This window comes from Massilia sp. BHUDP2, from assembly GCF_046236355.1.
Taxonomy (GTDB): Bacteria; Pseudomonadota; Gammaproteobacteria; order Burkholderiales; family Burkholderiaceae_D; genus Telluria; species Telluria varians.
This window is the reverse complement of sequence record NZ_JBJUVW010000001.1, coordinates 1836186-1853711: the sequence shown is the minus strand read 5'-3', so window position 1 is coordinate 1853711 and position 17526 is coordinate 1836186. Positions and strand designations below refer to the sequence as shown.

General features: G+C 67.9%; 15 protein-coding genes. All 15 read right to left on the bottom strand.

The annotated features are described in order from the left end of the window. Nucleotides 1–27: 27 nt before the first annotated feature. The gene (recD, locus tag ACK6C6_RS08465) at nucleotides 28–1977 is read right to left on the bottom strand and encodes an exodeoxyribonuclease V subunit alpha (protein WP_409266886.1); all 1950 of its coding nucleotides are present in this window, start codon (nucleotides 1975–1977) and stop codon (nucleotides 28–30) included. After that, nucleotides 1970–5620 (bottom strand): exodeoxyribonuclease V subunit beta, encoded by a 3651-nt coding sequence (recB, locus tag ACK6C6_RS08460; protein WP_409266885.1) that lies wholly within the window; start codon nucleotides 5618–5620, stop codon nucleotides 1970–1972. Before recB ends, recD begins: the two co-directional genes overlap by 8 nt. Next, the gene (gene recC / locus ACK6C6_RS08455) at nucleotides 5617–9030 is read right to left on the bottom strand and encodes an exodeoxyribonuclease V subunit gamma (RefSeq protein WP_409266883.1); all 3414 of its coding nucleotides are present in this window, start codon (nucleotides 9028–9030) and stop codon (nucleotides 5617–5619) included. The genes recB and recC overlap by 4 nt, the downstream gene beginning before the upstream one ends. A gap of 105 nt (nucleotides 9031–9135) precedes the next feature. Continuing rightward, nucleotides 9136–12159, bottom strand: coding sequence for a CHASE domain-containing protein (locus ACK6C6_RS08450; RefSeq protein WP_409266882.1), 3024 nt, complete (start codon nucleotides 12157–12159; stop codon nucleotides 9136–9138). After that, nucleotides 12149–12274, bottom strand: a complete 126-nt coding sequence (locus tag ACK6C6_RS08445; protein ID WP_409266881.1) for a hypothetical protein — start codon at nucleotides 12272–12274, stop codon at nucleotides 12149–12151. The genes ACK6C6_RS08450 and ACK6C6_RS08445 overlap by 11 nt, the downstream gene beginning before the upstream one ends. Before the next feature lie 120 nt (nucleotides 12275–12394). Further along, the gene (locus tag ACK6C6_RS08440; protein WP_409266879.1) at nucleotides 12395–13495 is read right to left on the bottom strand and encodes a tyrosine-type recombinase/integrase; all 1101 of its coding nucleotides are present in this window, start codon (nucleotides 13493–13495) and stop codon (nucleotides 12395–12397) included. Between the two features lies 1 nt (nucleotide 13496). Then, complete coding sequence (locus ACK6C6_RS08435) at nucleotides 13497–13679, bottom strand: excisionase (RefSeq protein ID WP_409266878.1); 183 nt, start codon at nucleotides 13677–13679, stop codon at nucleotides 13497–13499. 220 nt (nucleotides 13680–13899) lie between these two features. After that, a complete protein-coding gene (locus ACK6C6_RS08430) occupies nucleotides 13900–14730 on the bottom strand; it encodes a hypothetical protein (RefSeq protein ID WP_409266876.1) in 831 nt (276 codons plus the stop codon). A gap of 3 nt (nucleotides 14731–14733) precedes the next feature. Continuing rightward, complete coding sequence (locus ACK6C6_RS08425; protein WP_409266875.1) at nucleotides 14734–14922, bottom strand: hypothetical protein; 189 nt, start codon at nucleotides 14920–14922, stop codon at nucleotides 14734–14736. After that, nucleotides 14903–15247 carry a hypothetical protein gene (locus ACK6C6_RS08420; protein WP_409266873.1) on the bottom strand — a complete coding sequence of 115 codons (345 nt, stop codon included), beginning with the start codon at nucleotides 15245–15247 and terminating at the stop codon, nucleotides 14903–14905. The genes ACK6C6_RS08425 and ACK6C6_RS08420 overlap by 20 nt, the downstream gene beginning before the upstream one ends. Next, nucleotides 15244–15528, bottom strand: a complete 285-nt coding sequence (locus tag ACK6C6_RS08415) for a hypothetical protein (protein ID WP_409266871.1) — start codon at nucleotides 15526–15528, stop codon at nucleotides 15244–15246. The genes ACK6C6_RS08420 and ACK6C6_RS08415 overlap by 4 nt, the downstream gene beginning before the upstream one ends. After that, on the bottom strand, nucleotides 15528–16304 hold the full coding sequence (locus ACK6C6_RS08410) for a hypothetical protein (RefSeq protein ID WP_409266869.1): 777 nt from the start codon (nucleotides 16302–16304) through the stop codon (nucleotides 15528–15530). Before ACK6C6_RS08410 ends, ACK6C6_RS08415 begins: the two co-directional genes overlap by 1 nt. Beyond that, nucleotides 16304–16744, bottom strand: coding sequence for a hypothetical protein (locus tag ACK6C6_RS08405; RefSeq protein ID WP_409266868.1), 441 nt, complete (start codon nucleotides 16742–16744; stop codon nucleotides 16304–16306). The genes ACK6C6_RS08410 and ACK6C6_RS08405 overlap by 1 nt, the downstream gene beginning before the upstream one ends. Further along, complete coding sequence (locus tag ACK6C6_RS08400) at nucleotides 16741–17139, bottom strand: hypothetical protein (protein WP_409266867.1); 399 nt, start codon at nucleotides 17137–17139, stop codon at nucleotides 16741–16743. The genes ACK6C6_RS08405 and ACK6C6_RS08400 overlap by 4 nt, the downstream gene beginning before the upstream one ends. Further along, nucleotides 17136–17525 (bottom strand): recombination protein NinB, encoded by a 390-nt coding sequence (locus ACK6C6_RS08395; RefSeq protein WP_409266866.1) that lies wholly within the window; start codon nucleotides 17523–17525, stop codon nucleotides 17136–17138. Before ACK6C6_RS08395 ends, ACK6C6_RS08400 begins: the two co-directional genes overlap by 4 nt. Nucleotide 17526: the final 1 nt, after the last annotated feature.

The window sequence follows — 17526 nt, the reverse complement described above, 5'->3', positions numbered from 1 at the left end:
CGCGACACCGTTACCTTGCGCTCTGGCTCAGCGCGAAGTCGGCGCGATCATGCCGCGCAAGCCGCTGGTGCGGTGGGTGCGCTGCGCGATCGCCTCGAGCAGCACGGCGCCGGGGGGCGAGACCAGGGTGAACATCTCGCTGGCGCGGGTGATGCCGGTATAGACCAGCTCGCGGGTGAGGACGGCGCCGCGTTCGCGCGGCAGCGCCAGCACGGTATGGCGAAATTCCGAGCCTTGCGATTTGTGGACCGTCATGGCAAAGGCTGTCTCGACATTGCGCAGGCGGGTCGCCAGCACGCTGCGCACCGTATCGCCTTCGAGGAAGTACACGCGCAGGGCGCCGGGGCGCGCGGGATCGGGCAGCGTGAGCCCGATGTCGCCGTTGTAGACGTTGGTGGCGTAGTCGTTGCGGGTCACCATGACCGGGCGGCCCACATACCATTCGCCGTTCGGGCGCAGCAGCCCGGCCTGGGCCAGGCGCCGGGCCACCGCGTCGTTCAGGCCGGCGACACCCCACTCGCCGTCGCGCACCGCGCACAGGATGCGGAAGGACTCGAAGCGCTGCAGGACCTGGCGCACCCATTCTTCATGATTCGTGTTCAATCCGGCTTTATGGCCGGTATTCAACACGTCCAGGTAAGAACCGTAGCCGGATTGGGCCAGTTGCAGCACCTGCTGCTGCTGGGCGTTCTCGATCCAGCGCACGCCCGGTTCGCCTGCACGCAGCACCGCTTCGGCGCGCACGGCGTCGCCGGCGTTCACCGCCAGGGCCAGCTGGCCGATCGGGCCGCCGAAGCGGCGGCTGTGGCGCAGCATCACGGTCTGCTGGGCCAGCGCGCCGGCGTCGCCCAGGAATTCATCCGGCAATTCCTCGCCGCTGGCCGCGAGAACGTAATCGCAGGTGGCGTCGGTGTAGCCGCCGGCCCCGGCGTTGTGGCACAGGTCGCCGAGCACGGCGCCCGCCTCCACCGAGGCCAGCTGGTCCTTGTCGCCCAGCAGGATCAGGGTGGCGGAAGGTGGCAGCGCGTCCAGCAGCGAGGCCATCATCTCCAGGTGCACCATCGAGGCTTCGTCGACGATCAGCACGTCGACGTCGAGCGGGTTGCCGCGGTGGTGGGCAAAGGCGCGGGTGTCGGGACGCGCGCCCAGCAGGCTGTGCAGGGTGCGGGCGGCGCCCATGCGCAGCGTCAGTTCGCGCAGCGGCAGCGTCGAGCCGACCTTGTCGGCCAGCTCGTTCAGGGCCTTGTCGATCGACTGCTTCAGGCGCGCCGCCGCCTTGCCGGTCGGCGCGGCCAGGGCGATGCGCTGGCTGCCGGCTTCCGGGGCGGTGGCGAACAGCAGCGCCAGCAGGCGCGCCACGGTATAGGTCTTGCCGGTACCGGGGCCGCCGGTGATGATGGCCACTGAGCCGCGCAGGGCGATGGCGCAGGCCAGCTTCTGCCAGTCCGGGCCGTTGGTGCCACGCTGCGAGGCGAACAGCATGTCGAGCCAGCCGCGCACCGCTTCCTGGTCCACCTCGCGCTTGCGCGTCGCGCGCTCGCGCACGGCCTGGGCCACCAGCATCTCGTCGCGCCAGTAGCGGCGCAGGTAGAGGCGGTCGCCGTCCAGCACCAGCGGCTGGTCGTAGTCGAAGGCGCTGACGTCCCAGACCTGCTGGCAGCCGGAGAGACTCTGGGCCCAGCCCTGCGCGTTCTTCGGCAAGGGGCCGGCGGCGCGCGCCAGCAGCTTCCACTGCTCGTCTTCCCAGCCGAGCAGCCCTGCGGGACCTGCGGCCAGGTCGGACAGGAGCAGGCAGCTGTGGCCCTGCCCTTCCAGCTCGGACAGCACGCTCGTGGCCAGCACCAGCGCAGGCGGCGCCGCCCCCAGCGAGGCCACGAAGCGGGCAAAGGCATAGGACAGGCGGCGCAGCTCGCCGGTTTCGCTCAGGCGCGCCAGCTCGCTCCACAGCAGCGCGATGTTGGCTTCATGCTTAACCATGATGGTCCTTGTCCAGCAAAGCTTCCAGCCCGGCCAGGAGTTCCATGTCCGGGCCCAGCACGCAGCAACCGCGCGTGTCGGCGTTCGCGATCCCGCGCAGGAACAGGAACACGGCGCCGCCCAGCTGGCGGTGCGGCTCGTAGGCGCTTCCCAAGCGGCTCTTCAGGAGGCGGTGCAGCGCCAGCATGTAGATGGTGGCCTGGATGTCGTAGCGGTGCTCCGCCATGCCCAGCTCCATCGCGGCCTGGGTATAGGCGGCGTCGCCCGGCCCCAGCGCATTGGTCTTGTAGTCGAGCACCCAGTAGCGGCCGTCGTGCTCGAACACCAGGTCGGCGAAGCCCTTGAGCATCCCGTGCAGCACGCGCTCCGGCAGGACCGGACGGTCCAGGCCCTTCATGATGCGCGCGCGGCACAGGCGGTCCAGTTGCACCACGTCCAGGCGCTCGCTCGGGAACCAGAACTCCAGCTCGGGGACCGGATCACGCAAGGCACTCAAGGCCGCACCCAGCGGCGGGAGCGGGGTCGTGACCACCGCGTGCAGCCAGGCCAGGGCGTCGTCCAGGCGGTTGCCCCAGCCGGCGCGCTCGATGCGCTGGCCAAGCCTCAGCATGAATTCCGGCTCGTCGGCCCGATGAAAACCTTCCGCCGCCATCCATTCGAGCTGCTCGTGCATGAAGTTGCCCGGCACCGAGCCGCGCGGGAAGCGGTGCCAGGGCGCGTCCTCGATGCGCGGCGGCGTCACCACCTGCGGCGCCTCTTCCAGCAGGGTTTCCTCCTGGGCGCGCATCGGCGCCGGGGGCGGCGCGACGACCGCCACGGCGTGGCGCACCAGCGAGGTGAAGGAACCGATCGACCAGTCGCGCTCGAAACTGGCGTCGTAGCGTGGCGCCCCCAACAGCTCCGGGCGCACGTCCTCGCGCGCCAGCAGGGTGCGGCCCTGCGCCTCGGTGAGGTCGTGCAGCACGATGCCTTCGACGCCGCCGCGCAGGCGCTCCAGGCGCTCGCGCAGCAGTTCCGCGTCGATCTTCTCGCCGCCGCCCAGCAGGTAGCCCAGCGCCGACTCGTGCAGGCGGTTCTCATTCTTGCTGCGGCCGCTGATCGGCGCCGCGCCCAGCCACAGGTAGTGGCGCGCGCGCGTCAGCGCCACGTACAGCAGGCGCAGGTCTTCCTCCAGGCGCGCCCGGTCCACCGCCGCCAAGGACTCGTCGCCCAGCGCCAGGTCGAGCCGGCGCGTGCCGTCGATGCCGACGAACTCGAAGAAGGCGCGGTTGCGCCGGTCGGTACGGCGCGCCGTCACCGCGAACGGCAGGTAGACCAGCGGGTATTCCAGGCCTTTCGATTTGTGGACCGTGACCACCTTCACCAGCTCGGCATCGCTTTCCAGGCGCAGCACGCGCTCGTCGCCGCCTTCGCCCAGGCCTTCGACCTGCTCGGCCAGCCAGCGGATCAGGGCCTGCTCGCCTTCCAGCTGGCCGCTCGCTTCCTGCAGCAGCTCGGCCAGGTGCAGCAGGTTGGTCAGGCGCCGCTCGCCGCCCGGCTGGCGCAGCAGGCGCGCCGGCAGGCCCAGTTCGTGCACGAAGCGGCGCAGCATGGCCAGCACGCCCTGGCGCTGCCAGGCGCCATGCAGGTTCTTGAGCTGCTCGACGCGCGCTTCCCAGGCCACTTCGTCGCTCGAGAGCCGGGCCAGTTCGCCCAGCGGCAAGCCGGCGGTACGGGTGGCGAAGGCGGCGCGCGCCAGGATGCCGTCGAGTGGATTCGCCACCGCATACAGCCAGCGCAGCACGTCGGCCGCTTCCTCGCTTTCGACGACCGAATCCTTGTCCGACAGGTAGACGCTGGCCACCTTGCGCTCGACCAGCGCGCGGCGCACCGCGGCGGCTTCGCGCCGGTCGCGCACCAGGATCGCGATATCGGCAGGCATCAGGCGGCGGAAACGCTCGCCGTCCGAGAAGCCGACGCGCTCGTCGCCCAGCAAGCCGACGATGTGCTCGGCGCAGTGGTGGGCAAAATACTCGCGGTACTCTTCCTGGTTCATCGGGCCGGCGCAGCACACCGACATCGCATGCTGCGCGCCGTCGGCCCCCACCAGGCGTTCGCGGTGGCCCTTGGCCTGCACGGCCTCGAAAGGCAGCGGATTGTCCTCGCCGCGGCGGAAACGGAAGGCCCCGAGCGGGTAGCCGCCCTGCCCGTCGACGCCTTCGGCATGGCGGAACAGCTGGTTCACCGCTTCCACCAGCTCGCTGGTGGAGCGGTAGTTGACGCCCAGCTGGTAGTGGCGCCCGGTGGTGGCGCGGCGCGCCGCCAGGTAGCTGTGGATGTCGGCGCCGCGAAAGCCGTAGATCGACTGCTTCGGGTCGCCGATCAGGAACAGGCCCCGTTCCGGGTCGTTGTCCGCCACCCGGTACAGCAGATCGAAGATACGGTACTGGTCGGGCGAGGTGTCCTGGAATTCGTCGACCATCGCCACCGGGAACTGCAGCACGATGCGCTGGCGCAGCGCCTGCCCGTTCGGCCCCTCGAGCGCATCCTTGAGGCGCTCGAGCATGTCGGCGAAGCCGAACTGGCGGTTGCGCGCCTTCAGCTCGCGCATACGGGCGGCGATGTGGCTGGCGGCGTGGCGCAGCAGCGCGTGCGACAGCGGCTGCAGGCGCGCCAATGCATCCCGCAAAGGCGCGGTAAAGCCGAAGCAGGCCGGTACCTCGGCCACGAAGTCCTTGCTGAAGGCGTCCACAATGCCGTCCGGGCACAGGCGTTTCCATGCCGTCTCGTTCAAATCCGGCAGCACCCGCTCCGGGTCGATCGCCCAGGCGCGCAGGGCCTCGAACCACTTCACCAGCGAATCAGCGCGCATCTTGTTGCCGTTGAAGCACTTCGGGTTGCGTTCGCGGTGGCCGGCGATCCAGCTTTCCATCTCGTCCGCGCGCGCGGCCCAGCCTTCCTTGAGGCCGGCCAGCTCGGCGCGCAGCGCCGCCTGCACGCGCGCCACCAGGGAGCCGAGCGGCTCGGGCGCGCACTCTCCCAGCAGGTGGGTGCGCGTCACCAGCTCGCGCACGCCGCCCTTCAGGGCCTCGACATCGCGCCAAGATTCGCGCACCGACGCCAAGGCATCAGCGCCCAGCGGGTAGACATGCTGGCGCCAGTAGTCGTGTGCGGCGTCCTCGAACAGGGCGCGCTCGTCGCTGACCAGCTCTTCGTCGAACAGGCTGCCGGAGTCGAACGCGTGCTCGCGCAGCATGCGCTGGCACCAGGCGTCGATGGTAAAGATCGCCGCCTCGTCCATCGTCTCGGCGGCCAGCACCAGGCGGTGGGCGGCGACGCTGCGCTCAGCTTCCGTAGGATAGGCATCGGCCAGCTCGGCCAGATAGGGGTCATCGACGTCGAGCTGGCCGCGGAAGTACGCCGCCGCCTCGACCAGGCGCTCGCGCACCCGGTTGGCCAGCTCGCGCGTGGCGGCGCGGGTGAAGGTCATCACCAGGATCTCGCTCGGCAGCAGCGGGCGGAGGAAAGCCGCCTCGCCGCCATGGCCGAGCACCAGGCGCAGGTAGAGCGCGGCGATGGTCCAGGTCTTGCCGGTCCCGGCCGAGGCCTCGATCAGGCGCGAGCCGTGCAGCGGGAACACCAGGGGTTCGAGGTGCTGGCTCATGCCGCCTCCCCGCCCGCATCGCCGCCCAGCGGAGCGACCTGCACGCCGGTTTCCAGCCAGTCGGCCAGCGGCCCGTACAGGTCGCGCGCCACGTGCGGCCAGTCGCCGGCCGCCACCAGCGAAGCGAAGTCCGGCCACAGGCGCGCCAGGCACAGTTCCTCGACTTCGCCGGAGAGTTCGTAGCTGCCGTCATAGACCAGCCGTGGGTCGCCTTCCTGCAGCAGGGCCAGCGCGGTCTTGCAGGCCACGCCCAGCGGCCGGTCGAGGTTGGTGCGCCACAAGCTGACCAGGTCGTGCAGCGTGGCCGCGGCCTCCGTCGGATTCAGGGCCGGCATGGTGAGGATCGCATCGCGCGCCACCAGGTGGCCGGCCACCGGTGCGCCGGCCGCGCTGGCCGCCAGCTGGCGCAGCCAGGCGCCGATCAGCTTGTCGCCCCGCGGACGGCCTTCCCGGTCCAGCACCTTCGAGGACATCTGCATCAGCCAGGCGGTGTCGCTGCCATCGGAGCGCAGGCGGTCGATCCAGTCGTCCAGCACCAGGCCATCCTCCAGCCCCAGGCTCACTGCGCGCTTCGGTGCATTGTGCGGGAAACGCTCGCCCAGTTGCAGCCAGGCGGTGCGCACCGGCACCAGGCCGTCGACCAGCTCCTGCTGCCACTGGCGTCCCATCAGGCCGATCGGCAGCACGCCTTCGCGCGCCAGCCGTTCGGCGCGGCTGTTCAGGGCCGCGCGCACCTCCGCACTACTCGTCCCATCGTGCGCTTCCACCGGGCCGCTGTCGTCGAGCAGGTGGTCTTCGATGAAATAACGCTCCAGCGCGTCGAGCGAAAACGGTTCCTCGTCCTCGCCCACCACGGCGGCGTCGGCGAACACCACGCCCAGGCGGCGCCGGAAGAAGTAGCGCGCCGGCTGGCGCAGGAAAGCCGCCAGCTCGCCCAGCTTGAGCACCAGGCCGGGCTCGATCTCGTAGGGCGGCAAGGCGTCCACGCCCCCGGTCTCCTCGTCTTGTCCGTGGGCGGTGCGCCATTCGCCGGCAAAGGTCAGCAAGCCGCCGCGCTCGAAATAGCGGCGGCTGAAGGGCTGCAGCGCATGCTCCGTGGTGCGTTCGGACAGGTCGAGGTTCCAGCCGTTCTTCAGGTAGTCGCGCAGCTGGGCCACCAGCACCGAGGCCGGCTGCTCGCTGTTGTCGCGCACATTGCGGCCGACCCAGCTCACGTACAGCTTGTCGCGTGCCGACAGCAGCGCTTCCAGCATCAGGTAGCGATCATCGTCGCGGCGCGAGCGGTCGCCCGGACGCGCCATGCCCGGCAGCGCCAGCAAATCGAAGTCGGCCTGTTGGGTACGGCGCGGAAAGTCGCCGTCGTTCATGCCGAGCAGGCACACCACGCGAAATGGCACGGCGCGCATCGGCATCAGCGTGCAGAAGGTCACGCCGCCGGAGACGAACTGGTGGTTCAGGGTCGGCTGGTCGAGCTGGCTCAGCCAGGCTTCGCGCATCACGCTAAGGGGCACCGGCTCGCTGAATTCCGCGCTGTCGCAGGTCTCGAGCCAGCACTGCAGCGCTTCGTTCAGCTGCGCCAGGGTCAGGCGGTCTTTCTCGTCGCCGGCATGGAAGAAGGCAGCAAGGAGTGCGCGCGCCGCCTCGCCCCACTCGGCCGGGGTGCGCGACTGCACCAGCTCGGCGCGCCAATGCAGGAGGTTCTCGATGAACTGGGCCAGCGAGCCGGCCAGCGCGGCGTCAAGGCCGCCGACTTCGGCATAAGGTTCGATGTCGCCGAAGCTCCTGCCTGCGCCGCTCGCGTAACCGAGCAGCATGCGGCGCACGCCGAAGATCCAGGCGTTCTGCTCACCCACTGACGCCAGGCCCAGCCCGGCGCGGTGCTCGCGGTCCAGGCCCCAGCGCACGCCCGAGCCCTCGATCCAGCGGCCCAGGATCGGCAGGTCGTCGGCATCCAGGCCGAAGCGCCCGGCCACCGCCGGGACGTCGAGCAGGTCGCGCACCTCGCTCTGGCGGCAGCGCTGCTGCGGCAGGCGCAGCAGCCATTCGAGCGCCACCAGCAGCGGATTCACGCTGCGGTCGCGCACGTCGCCGATCTCGAAGGGAATGTGGCGCGGGTCGCTGCGGCGGTGCTGCTCGAACACGGCGTGGATCGCGGCCGAGAACACGTCGATGTCGGGCACCATCACCACCACGTCGCGCGGACGCAGGCTGGGGTCCTGGGCGAACCAGGACAGCAGCTGGTCGTGCAGCACCTCGACTTCGCGCTGGACGCTGTGGGTGATGTGGAATTCGATCGAGCGGTCGTCGCGCGGCGGGGCGGTCTGCGGATGCTCGTCGGGCGGCAGCAGGTCGCGCACCGCGGCCTGCGCCTGCTGCAGCAAGGTCTCGCCTGCGGATTCGTCGAACAGGTCGACCCGCAGGTTTTCGTAGCGGCTGCCTTCGCCCTGGTCGAATTCGTCGAGCATGCGCACGAAATCGCGCCCCTGGCGGCCCCAGCTCGCCAGCAGCGGGTGGCTGTGCATGTGCAGTTCCTCGACCGGCACGCTGGCGAGTTCGATGCCGCCGCGCGGCTGCTGGCGCCGGCGCGCCGCCTTGAGCAGCTCGCGCCCCTCGATGATGTCGCCCCAGTAGAAGCGGCAGGGATTGGGCACCGCGAACAGCACCTGGGTGTGGCGCGACAGCGCGGCGATGGCCTGCAGGGTCTGGTAAGGCAGGGTCGACATGCCGAACAGGATCACGCGGCGCGGCAGGCGCGACACCGGCTCGCGCCCGGATTCGATGGCGGACACGAATTGCTGGTGGATGCTGGCACGACCCGTAACGCGCTGCTCCTGGGGCAGGCTGGCGTGGATTTCGCGCCACAGGCAGGCCTGCCACTTCAGGTCGGGACCGAGCGGCAGCGGGTCGCCGACGGCGCGGCGCAGCTGGTCGCGTCCGGCTTCCCAGTCGGCCAGCCAGTCGGCGCGGTAGACCTGGTACTGGTCGTACAGGTCGGCCAGGCGCTCGGCCAGCTGCAGGCGGCGCTCGGGGCAGCCGTCGCCCAGGAATTGTTTCAGCGGCGCATAGCTGGCGTCTTCCACCAGCGCGGGCAGCAGGCGCATCAGGCGCCAGGTGAGCGGGTCCTTGTCGAAGGGCGCGCGGGTGGGCACGCGCTCGCGCCCCAGCATGCCGCGGTAGGCTTCCCACAGGAAGCGCGCCGGCAGCGCCACGCGGGTCGCGGCGCACACGCCCATTTCCTCGGCCAGCGCGATCTTGAGCCACTCGGCCACCCCGTTCGACTGCACCAGGATGGTCTCCTGCTCGAGCGGTCCCAGCGGGTGCGCGCGCAGCCAATCGAACATGGCGCTGCGCAGCAATTCCATCTGGTTGCCGTGCAAAATCAACAAGCCGGGGGTGATCGGGGAGGACATCGGAATGCTTGGGTTGCTCAAGGGGCAAAGTCTACCCGGTTTGACCGTTTCACGAAAGGCTTGGCCAGGGTTCTTAGCCTTCTAACAACGTCCAAAAAGACAGGGTCAGGCCCGGTCCCGGGCGCGCACGCCAAGGCGGCCGGCGATCTCGCGCTCGACCCGCGCCAGCTGGGCGCGCAGGCGCGCCGCCAGCGCCCTGGCCTGGGCGGGACGCCCGGCCTGCGCCTCGATCTCCTCGCACAGGGAAGCGAACGCACCGGCGCCGACCGCGCGCGCCGAGGACTTGACGCGGTGCGCCACCGCGCCCACCCTTGCCATGTCGCCGCGCTCCAGCGCCGCATCGATCTCGGCCAGCGCATCGCGCGCGCTCGACACGAACAGGAAGGCGTATTTACCCATCCGTTCGCGCTCGCCGCCGAAGCTGGCCGCCAGCGCCTCGAAATCGACCGCTCCGGCGCCGGCAACCGGTGGCGGGAGCACGTCGGGCGCCGGCGCCGTGCTGCGGCCGAGGCAGCGCGCGATGGTGGCCGCCAGCAGCTCCGGCACCACCGGCTTGCTGAGGAATTCGTCCATGCCAGCCTGCAGGCAGCGCGCCCGGTCTTCGACCCCGGCATTGGCGGTCATGGCGATCACCAGGGTGCCGGCAAGCTGCGGGTCCTGGCGGATGCGGCGCGTCGCTTCCAGCCCGTCCATGACGGGCATCTGCACGTCCATCAGGACGCAGTCGAAACGCCGGCGCCGCATCGCCTCCAGCGCCTCGATGCCGTTGCCGGCCACGCTCACCTCGGCGCCGGCCTGCTGCAGCAGCTCGCGACCGACCTGCTGGTTGAAGGCGTTGTCCTCGACCAGCAGCACCGCGCAGCCGTCCAGGCGGGCGGCGTGCGCCGCCGGCGCCGCCCCCAGCCCGGCACCGCCGGCTGCGCCCTCTTCCAGCGCCGGGTTCAGTTCCAGCCGCGCCGTGAACCAGAAGGTGCTGCCCTGCCCCGGCGTGCTGTCGACCCCGACCTCCCCATGCATCAGCTCCGCCAGCTGCTTGCTGATCACCAGGCCCAGGCCGGTGCCGCCATGGCGCCGCGTGGCCGAGGGGTCGGCCTGGTGGAAGGGCGTGAACAGGCCGGCCAGCTTGTCGGGCGCGATGCCGATGCCCTTGTCCTGCACCTCGAAGCGCACCAGGAGCTCGGGGCCGAAGGCGTGTTCGAGCCGGGCGCGCAGCAGGATGCGGCCGTGCTCGGAGAACTTGACGGCGTTGCCGGCGAAGTTCAGCAGCACCTGCTCCAGCCGCAGCGGGTCGCCGCGCAGGGGACGCATCAGCTCGGGGGCGATCTCGACGTCGAAGCCGAGTCCCTTGCTGGCGGCCGCCTGACCCAGCTGCTGCTCGACGTTGCGCATCACCCTGTCGAGCATGAAGCCGCGGGTGGCGAGTTCCAGCTTGCCCGCCTCGATCTTGGAAAAATCGAGGATGTCGTTGATGATGCCCAGCAGGTGCTGGCCCGAGTGGTAGATCTTGTCCAGGTAGCCGCGCAGCTGCGGGTCGGGGTGTGCCTGCAGCGCCAGGTGGGCCATGCCGATGATGCTGTTCATCGGGGTGCGGATCTCGTGGCTCATGTTCGACAGGAAGTCGCTCTTGGCCTGGTTGGCCGCATCGGCGCGCGCCTTGAGGTCGTGCAGCGTGGTCACGTCGGTCGAGATGCACAGCACCGCCGGCATCTCTCCTTCCGGGTACAGGGGCACGCGCACGCTCCACATCTGGCGCACGCTGCCGTCCGGCAGCGGCAGTTCGGCCTGGCAGGCGTGGCGTTCGCCGCTGTCGAGCACAGCGCGGTCGCGCTCCCATCCCTCGTCGGCGCTGTGCGCCGGCACCAGCTCGAAATCGCGCCGGCCGACGATGTCCGCCGCCTTGCGCCCGATCAGCGCCGCGCTCTTCGCATTCACGTACAGGAGGCGGCGCGCGCTGTCCTTCAGGTAAACGTAGGCGTCCAGGTTGTCGAGCACCGAATCGAGCAGCAGCCGCTGGTCGAGCGCGGCGCGGCGCGATCGGTACAGGTTGAAGAACAGCGCGAAGCCCAGCAGGCTCACTCCGAAGCCGGAGCCGAAGGCCAGCAGCGGCAGGCTGCGGTCGGCGCCCGCCGCCATGGCGGCGCGGTCGGCCGAGAAATGGGCTTTCCAGCGGGTGCCGGCGTAATCGATCGGCAGCAGGATCGTGAAGCGCCCAGCCGCTTTCGACTGGCCGCGCACGTCGGGCCCCAGCAGCAGACGGTCGCGCGCATCCAGCGCCGGCGCCGCCCCGGATATCGTGTTGCGGGCGCCCGGCCGGGTGGGCCCGGTTTCGCTGTACAGGCTGAGCGCCACCGGCTGGCTTCCTTGCGGGCCGAGCGCGCGGCGCACCAGCTCGTCGACCGAGAACGCGATGCCGATGCTGCCCATGTAGCGCGCGCGCCGCTCCTCCACCGTGGCCGGCAGCCCGCCGCCCAGGTAGAGCTGCTCGCGCATGCCAAGCGCCGTGTGTGGAACCGGGTGCTGCAGGCGCACCGGGTTGCCGGACGCACCCAGGCTCCCCTCGTCGCGCGTCCGCGCCACGACCGCGGCGATGTGGGGCTGGGCCGCGATGTCGAAGCCGACCCGGTCGTTCGGCTGCTTGGCCGGCTCGACCCAGGTGATCACGGCGTACCACGGACGGCGTCCGGCCGGCTTGATGTCGAAATCCGGGTAGCCGTTCGGATCCACGCTGCGGTCCTGCCGTACGCTCGCGATGAAAGCCTCGCGCCGGGCATCGGGCACGTAGGCGATGAAGGACACCGCCTCGATCGCCGGGAACTGTGCCGGCAGGTCGAGCGCCTTCACGTAACGGTGCAGGCGTAGACGCGTCAGCGGGCCTTCGCCGGCCGTATGCAGCGCGGCCAGGCCACGCACCACCTGGGTATACGAGACGATCGCGTTCGACACCCGTTCCTGGGCCAGCCGCGCCACGGTCTCGAAACGGCGCCGCGCGTTGTCCTCGCCCGCCCCGGCCGCGACCCGGTAGCACAGCGCGCCGACCGCGAGCGACAGCGCGAGCCCTGCTACCCAGGGGGCGGCGCTCGCGCCCTGCTGGGCCACACCGGGCGTATTCGCTGCGGAACTAGCGGTCATTGAAGAATCCATGGCTCTGGAGTGCGGGATCTGCCTGCTCGATGTTGCTAGTATAGGCAAATGCCGGCCCGGCTTGCTCAACAATATTTACTTCACCTTCAATGAATTCAGCCACGACGCCATCCGCCCACGACGATCCCTACCTCTGGCTCGAAGAGGTAGGGATCGCCCTCAAAGGCAGTAGGCATGCGGGCTTCAGGATTTTTTACTAAAATCCGTTTAATATCCCACTAAATCACTTCGCGCTGACGGTAAGCCAGCCGCCCCGCAAATCGTCGTATCGGTCGGTCATTGCAGCGTTCTTGTGCCCCAGGATCGACTGCGCGAATGCCGCCCCAAACTCTTCCCGATACAAGCGCTCTGACAAGCTCCGGATTTCGTGAAAGGTTGGTGGCGTCCGCCCATCCGAGGCCTGAATCCCCGCCTTCTCTCTGGCCCGTTGAAACGCTTCGGATAGACTGCCCGCCGCGAGCTGGTCACCTGGTTTTGCTTTCCCCATCTTCTCGACATGATGAATCATGTAACGGCTAACGATCAGGTCCCGGCATGCGGCAACTGCTTCGCCGATCGATACGCCAATCTTCGCTAGTCTGATTGCACCATCCAGTTGGAGCTTCACCTCCCCCTTTGACTTGCCCTGTGCCACGTGCAAGAAGCCATCTTTGAAGTCGGCAAATTTCATCTTGGTGATGTCATCTCGGCGCTGCGCCGTCGTCAGCGCAAGCATCATCGCGCGTTGCAGCCATGCGTTGGCCTGCGCGTGAATCTGCCAGAACTGCTCGAGCGTCAAGCGTTCGCGCTTCACTTTGTAAGTCGGCGTAAAGGTCGCGCTTACCGGGTTCTTCCCCACCTCAATGACGCCCTGCGTTTCGGCCCACCTGAACAGATCGCTGAGGCGTGTGCGCATGGCATGAGTCGCGGCGGCGCCGCTATCCTTTTCGTGCGCCTCAATGAAGCGCGCGACGTGTGCGGTCGTTATCTCGGCCATGCGGCGCGCGCCAAGGTCCGACTCCGCGGCTTTCCTCAGATATCGTACTGCATTGTCAAGCGTGGAGGCCGAGGGCTTTTTTTTCGTTTCCCACAGCTCGCGGTAGATTGGAATCCACTCCCGCAAGGTGTAATCAGACTTCCCGAGCACCCAATCGACAAGAGACGAGCGCTCACGGCCGGCGAGCGCCGCATTCGCCGCGCGAGCCTCCTGCATGGCTTTGGCCCGCTCCTTGCCCAGCCCCTTAATAGCTTTTGTCTCCGGATTCCGATAGTAGAAGTACCCGGCGGGGTTCTGGTACAAGTTGGCCGGGAGTGCTCGGTTCTTCGCTAATCTTGCTCTGCCCATTTCAGTCCACGTAGCGCGCGTCGCGCTTTACCTGCCAGGTGCGCCCGACCTTCTGCGGCTGCGGCTGAATGTGGCCGTCGCGCACCCAGCGGATCAGAGTGTTTTTGTGCGGGATCTTCGAGAACATCGAAGCGGCCCACTCCTGTAGCGTCACATAGCGCGACTGGATCGTTTGTTTCTGCATCACTTCCTCCCTTCCATATTCTCGTGCACGCACCCCGCGCAACGCGGATCCGGCGTCGTCCTGGTGTACTGGCACTCCGTCGTCATCACGTGCCGGACGTCGACATAGACTGGTACGCGCTGCGGCGCGCCGAAGCCATCGCGGAATGTCGCGCTCCATCAGGCCTGGGCCTGGTGCGTTACGGCGCCGGCGGCCGGCCGCAGCTTGTTGTGGCAGCCGTTCAGTTGCATGCCTTCTCTCCTTCTCCTGGGTGAGCAGGAGCGGCAACTTCCAACAGCGCTTCGTAGATGCGCTCGCCGTCCTGCCGGAACATCTGCCGTGGGTCCATGGCGCTTGCGACGAGCTGGCCGTCGATGGCGTTCTCGATGGCGCAAATCATGGCGTTTGTCGGCGCTTCGGGGAGCAGCACATATCCATCCGGCGCAGTCCACCCGGCTTTCTCCACCTCTCCTGATGTAGGAGTGGTGGAGACTGGAGCGCGGCGGGGGTTGTTCGCCCATGCGCGCCATGCAATTTCGGTGCGCCCGAACTTGTAGGCCGGGAAGTGCAGCAGCCCGTCGTCCGTCTTCAAGTGCTCGCCCGCCTTGTCGAGCGGAAGCCCGCCGTGCGATGTTGCCCAAGCCTCAAAAGCCTGCTGCACCTCTCCCGCAGTCGGAATGCCGGTATCGGGTGCTGGTGCAGCGCGCTCGCTGATTGCTCGCCATTCGTCCCAGAACTTGGCGCAGGTCGCCTTCCAACTATCGAAGGGCAGGTCGGCGCGCGACAGGCCATTCAGCCACGCCGCCATCCGCTGTGCCAGGCTTGCCAGATCATCGGTTGGCGCATCAGCAGGTGCTGCTGCCTTGGTGGCGGCGAGATAGAGCGGCACGTCCCATTCTTCGCCGGGCACCTTGGTTGCTACGACGGTGCTGCCGGGCATGGTGCCGTCGATGTCGCATTCGCGTACGTACAGCACCGGCTCGCCTTGTTGCTTTCGGATTACCGCCTCAAACTCGGCGCGGCTCTTGTTCAGGTCCAGGGCTTCCCCTGCGGTATTGGTGGTGTTGTCCATGTCTCAGTCCTTGCTTATGAACGCGTCGAGCGCGCGGTTTATGTCTTTCATCATTTTGAGGATGGCCGCTTGGCACGCGTCTACCTGCTCAACCAGCCATGCATGGTGCGAGTAGTCGCGCCCGCGAGCCCTCCGGTCCTGCGCGATCAGTTCGCAGGACTTGCGGAACAACTCAGCGCGCCGGGTCAGCATCGTCTCCCTCGTTGTTGTTCGTGCGCTGCGCGCGGCCCGATGCGGTGTCGGCCTTAGCCTCCAGACGGCTTTCCTCGCCGCAGTCTTCGCACCGCACGCGGCCAGCGAAGTGCTCGACGGGTGCGCCAATCATCGGCTTGTAGCGGTGCGCGCCGCCGTTGAGGCAATCGGCCTTGCGCGGGTAATAGGTGCGCTCGTACTCGACCCCGAAGATGAACGACTTGCTGCACTCGTGACACTCATGCTCATGGTCGGTCGGTTCGTAGCAGTCGTCCGGCTCGCCCAGGTCCGCTTCGCAATACGGGCATTCAAGCGTGTAGCTCATTGCTCGCCACCTTTCTCATCGCGGGTTTCCGCCGCGTCAGCGGCACGCTCGTCCCGAATGGCGCGGATGAAGATCGGTTCGCCGGTCATTTGGGATGTGCCGATGGGCTCGTCCGTTTGTCCTTTGAGGTAAGGGCAGACTTCCTCGCCGCAGACGAACAGCGGGCCGAGGTCTTCCGTCATCAACGCGCCGCCGAGCGATACCTGCCCGCAGTCGCCAAAGCAGTGCCTGGTTATCAGGGCTTCCTGAACCGAGAGGACTAGTCCGTAGAGGTTAGCCATCACGCATCCCCTTTCGCGTCAGCGGCACGTTCCATGCTCTTGAGGGCGGCACGGATGCCATCGGCAAGGCTCATCGGGGCGAGGCCGGGGCACACGCCAGCGTCGAGCAGGACTTGCCAAGCATCGCGCATCGCATCGCGGTCTGCTGGTGCAGGGGCGGCATAGAGCGGGATGTTGTAGCTTTTGGCGATCTCGCCCCAATACCCGAAGTTCACGGTTTCCATCTTGCGCTTTGACGCCGCCGTGGTGCATTCCTTCAAGTTATCGCGCATCCACGCCACTGGTTCAGCCGTTACTGGTGCGGGAGAGCTGGGCTTGGCGTAGCCGCTGTGCGCCTCGGAATCATAGTTGGTGGGGCAAGGGCGCTCGGCCAGTTCCCCGATCAGGTAGCGCATGGCGTCGGCATCGTATTGCACGCGGCCAGGGTATTCCGACACCGAGAACGTGTAGCTGTCGGTGTCGAACATCGATGCGCCTTTGCGCTTCAGGATCGCGGTGAAGTTACTCTTGCCGTTCGACTCGGGCATCGAGCCATACCACACAGTCAGTTCTGGTTGAGTGGCCGTCACTTGTGCGCCAGGAGTGGACATGCGGGCGATGTCCTTTACTGCACCTTCCAGCAGTCCCGCGAGGCTATCGCGTCCTGCATTGCGCAGGGCCAGCAGGACATCGGCGGTCACGTTTTGCAGGTACTGCACCGGGCTGCATGGCTCATCCGTCAGCCCTGCCCCTGCATCTGCTGGGGTGGCGAGAGGGGCGGCGTTGTTGTTGTCCATTATTTGCTCCCATCCGTCACGAGTTGAATTCCTGCCGCGCGCAAAAGTGCCTGCATCTGCTCCAGCTTCACATACTCTCCGGTCGGGGCTTCATACACGCCCATCACCTTCGCATAGCGATAGCGTGAGATCATCGACGCATCGACCTTGCGCGGTGTCGCCTGCTCGGTGTCTGCTGCTACTGGAGCAGCCGCGCACAGTGCGGCGTAGACCTTGTCCCAGCTACCGAACGAGACGTTGCTGCCGAGGTCAGGGTCCCACTCCACGGACATCTCTCCGCGCACCGCATCTTCCAGCGCCTCGGCCATCTTGTCGGTAAGCTCGCGAGGCATCGCCAGCCCTGCCTGTCCTGCTGCTGGTGCAGCGGAAGGAGATGCGGCGTCGTCCCACTGCAGCGGGTGGCCAGGGAGTTTGTCGGTGATGCGGCGATCTTGGGTCATGCTGCCTCCTTGTGTTCTTGGTTTGCGGGGCCGAACAGCGCGGCCACAAGCGGGTCTCGGGGAATGCCAATCTGTACTGCCTTGTGAATGCCTCGCTTTGGCGCGATCAGGCGGTCAAGCACTTCGTCTTCGCTTGGCAGGCTGGGGTCGGCGCCAAGCTCCCACAGCGCCGGCCGGATGCCCGGCGGAGTCGCAATGCGCACCTTGCGCAGCGTCTTCTGCATGTAGCGCAGGTAGCCATTGAGCGTGTTCGGCTCGGTCTTCGTTGCCTTGGCCATCTCGGGCGCGGTGCAATGCTCACGGGAAAGCATGTCGAGGATCTTGGCGACTGCAGCGGCGCGCTCCCTCTCCCATCGTTCGCGCTTCGCGGCGGCTTCTGGTTTCGCACGGGTCATGCTGGTACTCCTGCCGTCTTTTCGAACTGGACACCGCGCTCGGCGCCGAAGGCATAAATCAGCTCGATCAACTCCGAGAACTCGGCCTTGCTGTACGTCCTGGTGCGCTCGCCGAAGACGACGAAGCCGCCATCGAGGCCCGGCGCCGAGCGCTGCTTACGCAGGGATGCGGTCAACAGGTCTTTCCAGTCGTCGGCGGTCAGCTTCACGCCGTACCACACGACCTGGTCGGCCAGCTTCTGCAGCAAAGGCCACATGAGGGCGTTCTGTTCAAGGCTGCGGGTCGGCTCGCCGACGGTGACGCAGTAGCCGGCCGGCGCCGCGGCGATGCACTGGATCGCGTTCTGGCGAGCGCCGTCGTGCGCGAGGATGAACGTGCGCTTCATG

Bases quoted from the DNA above. Each gene is read 5' to 3' on its own strand.
- recD (WP_409266886.1), bottom strand. From the start codon at position 1,977: ATGGTTAAGCATGAAGCCAACATCGCGCTGCTGTGGAGCGAGCTGGCG.
- recB (WP_409266885.1), bottom strand. From the start codon at position 5,620: ATGAGCCAGCACCTCGAACCCCTGGTGTTCCCGCTGCACGGCTCGCGC.
- recC (WP_409266883.1), bottom strand. From the start codon at position 9,030: ATGTCCTCCCCGATCACCCCCGGCTTGTTGATTTTGCACGGCAACCAG.
- ACK6C6_RS08450 (WP_409266882.1), bottom strand. From the start codon at position 12,159: ATGACCGCTAGTTCCGCAGCGAATACGCCCGGTGTGGCCCAGCAGGGC.
- ACK6C6_RS08440 (WP_409266879.1), bottom strand. From the start codon at position 13,495: ATGGGCAGAGCAAGATTAGCGAAGAACCGAGCACTCCCGGCCAACTTG.
- ACK6C6_RS08435 (WP_409266878.1), bottom strand. From the start codon at position 13,679: ATGCAGAAACAAACGATCCAGTCGCGCTATGTGACGCTACAGGAGTGG.
- ACK6C6_RS08430 (WP_409266876.1), bottom strand. From the start codon at position 14,730: ATGGACAACACCACCAATACCGCAGGGGAAGCCCTGGACCTGAACAAG.
- ACK6C6_RS08425 (WP_409266875.1), bottom strand. From the start codon at position 14,922: ATGCTGACCCGGCGCGCTGAGTTGTTCCGCAAGTCCTGCGAACTGATC.
- ACK6C6_RS08420 (WP_409266873.1), bottom strand. From the start codon at position 15,247: ATGAGCTACACGCTTGAATGCCCGTATTGCGAAGCGGACCTGGGCGAG.
- ACK6C6_RS08415 (WP_409266871.1), bottom strand. From the start codon at position 15,528: ATGGCTAACCTCTACGGACTAGTCCTCTCGGTTCAGGAAGCCCTGATA.
- ACK6C6_RS08410 (WP_409266869.1), bottom strand. From the start codon at position 16,304: ATGGACAACAACAACGCCGCCCCTCTCGCCACCCCAGCAGATGCAGGG.
- ACK6C6_RS08405 (WP_409266868.1), bottom strand. From the start codon at position 16,744: ATGACCCAAGATCGCCGCATCACCGACAAACTCCCTGGCCACCCGCTG.
- ACK6C6_RS08400 (WP_409266867.1), bottom strand. From the start codon at position 17,139: ATGACCCGTGCGAAACCAGAAGCCGCCGCGAAGCGCGAACGATGGGAG.
- ACK6C6_RS08395 (WP_409266866.1), bottom strand. From the start codon at position 17,525: ATGAAGCGCACGTTCATCCTCGCGCACGACGGCGCTCGCCAGAACGCG.